Origin of the sequence: Maribacter sp. 4G9 (assembly GCF_002742265.1) — a bacterium.
GTDB lineage: Bacteria > Bacteroidota > Bacteroidia > Flavobacteriales > Flavobacteriaceae > Maribacter.
Genome location: NZ_MDGL01000052.1, coordinates 1 through 2,627, shown reverse-complemented (window position 1 = coordinate 2,627; position 2,627 = coordinate 1). Strand labels below are relative to the sequence as shown.

Genomic DNA, 2,627 nt, shown 5'->3' with positions numbered 1-2,627 from the left:
CCGATGCCATCCTCGACCGTTTGGTGCATACAGCTCACAGAATAGATATAAAAGGAGAATCAATGAGAAGAAAATTGAAAAATAAAAACTAAGTTTAACCCAAGGATAGATCAAATCTGGGCAGTCCATTTGCCATGGTCAGTTTCATCCGGCGAAGGTGGGTCAGTTTACCCGGCTTATCCAATCAAAACGATAAGGGGATAAACGATTTGATAAAAGAGTTTTGGGAGAAAGAAAACGATGAATTAAAAGAACAAACGTGGTTTGAAATAGCTAATTCCTTAATTCCACGCATAGTTTTTCCTAAAGCAACAATGGATGATGGTCAGACTTTTTATAAGGTAGATGATGATGAGGTAGATTATGGTTTAGAAGAAGGATACATTAGTTTGGATGATTTAAAAAGTGATTTAATTCCCTATTTACAAGACGAAATTGTTATTTATGATTTAGATACAGAGACAGAAGAATTTGAACAAAAGATAGAAGCATTAATTGATAACCTTTTAGGAGAAAATGAAATAGTACCTAACGAGGAAGAAGAATAATTATATGGAAGCAACCCAAGCTCAACTTATAAGCCTTTTAGATGGCAAAAAGCAATTTACTATACCAATATACCAACGCACGTATTCGTGGCATCAAAAACAATGCTATCAATTTTTTGAAGATATTATTAAAGTAGGTAGCGATACATCAGAGTTAACCCATTTTATTGGCTCTATTGTATATTTTAAACCAGGTACTTCACCAATAACAAGTGTACCAGAATTATTAGTTATTGATGGTCAACAACGGTTAACAACAGTTTCTTTATTATTATTAGCCTTAACACATTTTTTGAAGGATAATGAGGAAGTATCACTTGAAGATGAAACTTGGGAAGAAGTACAAGAAACTTATATAGTTAATAAGCATCGAAAAGATGATTCTAAATATAAGTTACTGCTTACTAAAAAAGATAAAAATACATTAAAAAACCTAATAGATGAGGTTAAAAATGACGATTCAGCTTCACAAAGAGTTTTAGATAATTATGCGTTTTTTAAACAACAAATAACACCAGAAAACGTACAGCAATTATATCACGGAATCAAGAAATTACAAATAGTTGATGTGATATTAGAACGTGGTAAAGACGACCCACAACTCATTTTTGAAAGTTTAAACTCAACAGGTGTAGATTTAACCCAAGCAGATTTAATACGTAACTATATCTTAATGGGGCAAACCATAGAAAAGCAGAATGACCTTTACTTAAAGTATTGGTATCCTATGGAAAAGAATTTTGGAGAGAAGACTCATTTGTTAGCGTGGTTTATTAGAGATTACTTAACGATGCAAGACAATGCAATTCCTAAAATTGATGAAGTATATGAGAAGTATAAAAAGTTTATTAATAGTAAAAAGGCATATGCTTCAATAGATGATACCATTAAGAGCTTAAATCGTTATGGTGATTTTTATGTACGTATAGGGTTACACAAAGAATCAGACCCATTACTCAAATCAAAATTCAAGGAAATATCAAAGTTGCGTATAGATACTTCATACCCTTTACTTTTGGCGGTTTATGGTGATTATGAAGATGAGGTAATTACAAAAGATGAATTTGTTAGTATTCTCGATTTAGTGATTTCTTATGTATTTAGAAGAGCAATATGTGGCATACCTACAAACAGTTTAAACAAAACATTTGCAACTTTTTATAAACGTTTAAAACGAGAAACTTATGTAGAATCATTTCAAGCGAATCTAATTTTATTAGATAGTTATAGAAGATTACCTAACGATATAGAATTTGAAAAAGCTTTAAAAGTTAAAGATGTATATAACTTCAGAACAAGAAATTATTTATTAGAGTCTTTAGAAAATCACGAACGTAAAGAGTTAGTAAATGCTGAAAATTATACCATAGAACATATTTTACCTCAAAATGAAAATGTACCATTAGCTTGGCAACAGGAGTTAGGAGAAAATTTTAAAGAGGTTAAAGCAAAATACTTGCATACATTAGGAAACTTAACACTAACAAGATATAATTCTGAATTATCTGATAAATCGTTTTCAATTAAAATGGATTTAGAAGGTGGTTTTAAAATGAGTCCTCTATTCTTAAATGATTCAGTAAGAAATAAAACAGTTTGGAATGAAACAAGTATTGAAGCAAGAGCAAAAGTATTAGCTGAAAGAGCAGTTAAGGTTTGGAAAATACCTGTATTATCTCAAAATACTTTAGACATATACCGCGAACCGGAAACAGTAAATGAAGAAAGCATTTATACTATTGATGATTATGAGTATTTAAATGGAGATATGCTAACGCTATACAAAATATTAGAAAAGCGAATATTGAATTTAGATTCAAGCGTAAGAGTAGAGTTTAAAAAGCTATACATAGCGTTCAAAGCATCAACTAATTTTGTTGATATAGTACCTCAAAAAAGAGGGACTATCTCATAAAGTGTGTAAATAAAAAAATAGCGGGGGCATGCCCCCGCTATTTTTTTAACTTTAAATTTTCACACCATTATGAAGAACGAGGAATTATTCGACGACAATTTTTTTAAACAGTTCAAGACCGGTGACGAGCTCAACGGTTTTTTGAAGGCACTCCAAAAACGCGG

Annotated in this window: 3 protein-coding genes; all 3 read left to right on the top strand. The window is 31.1% G+C overall.

Features of this window, described 5'->3' with window-relative positions; translation table 11 throughout:
• Positions 1 to 8: 8 nt before the first annotated feature.
• The 3 genes from BFP75_RS22070 to BFP75_RS07265 all read left to right on the top strand — a co-directional run bounded on the left by BFP75_RS22070 (position 9) and on the right by BFP75_RS07265 (position 2,463).
• Positions 9 to 92, top strand: coding sequence for an ATP-binding protein (locus BFP75_RS22070; protein ID WP_309474607.1), 84 nt, complete (start codon positions 9 to 11; stop codon positions 90 to 92).
• A 117-nt stretch (positions 93 to 209) separates the two neighbouring features.
• Entirely contained in the window at positions 210 to 548 is a 339-nt protein-coding gene (locus BFP75_RS07270; protein WP_123803357.1) for a hypothetical protein, read from the top strand.
• Between the two features lie 4 nt (positions 549 to 552).
• A complete protein-coding gene (locus tag BFP75_RS07265; RefSeq protein ID WP_099544584.1) occupies positions 553 to 2,463 on the top strand; it encodes a DUF262 and DUF1524 domain-containing protein in 1,911 nt (636 codons plus the stop codon).
• Positions 2,464 to 2,627: the final 164 nt, after the last annotated feature.